The organism is Halomonas sp. ND22Bw (genome assembly GCF_003011945.1).
Lineage (GTDB): Bacteria > Pseudomonadota > Gammaproteobacteria > Pseudomonadales > Halomonadaceae > Halomonas > Halomonas halophila.
In genome coordinates, this window is record NZ_PXWD01000138.1 from 1 (window position 1) to 472 (window position 472).

1 protein-coding gene is annotated in these 472 nt (G+C 66.3%); it reads right to left on the bottom strand.

Translation table 11 applies throughout. The features are described 5' to 3' along the window. Window positions 1–156 precede the first annotated feature (156 nt). The coding region (locus tag CVH10_RS25705) for a hypothetical protein (protein WP_369335851.1) at window positions 157–472 on the bottom strand (316 nt) is incomplete at its 5' end.

Genomic DNA, 472 nt, shown 5'->3' on the forward strand with positions numbered 1-472 from the left:
CCCTACCGTGTTGCCCACGCGGAACTCCTCGATGTCCGCACGCGAGATGACGACAACGGCAAGGTCTGCGCCCGGCGACATTCGGTCGAATCCTGCCGCATCCGTGATCCTGATCTGCATTGCAAGTCTCCTGTGAAATGAAGGCCGCGGCGCCGCTCAGCGGCCGGTACCGGGGGTGGAGTCGGTCGCAGCCGGCCTGGCCGCAAAGGGCCGCTGGCGGGCGCCCTGAGCCGCCGCTGTCTGCGCGTCCAACACATCGCGCTCGCGGAACCCAACCGGCAACCGCACCTTGGGGTCCGCGAACACCCACAGATGGAACTGGTTCGCGGAGTCCACCAGGCGCGACTCGGCCGGGTAGACCTCGAAGCCTTCATGCTCGTCGCCGACGATCATGTTCTTGATCGCCTGCAGTTCGCGCCAATCGTGGACGGCCTCTCGGTCCCGGCGCTTGATCGACAGCCAGAACATGTCG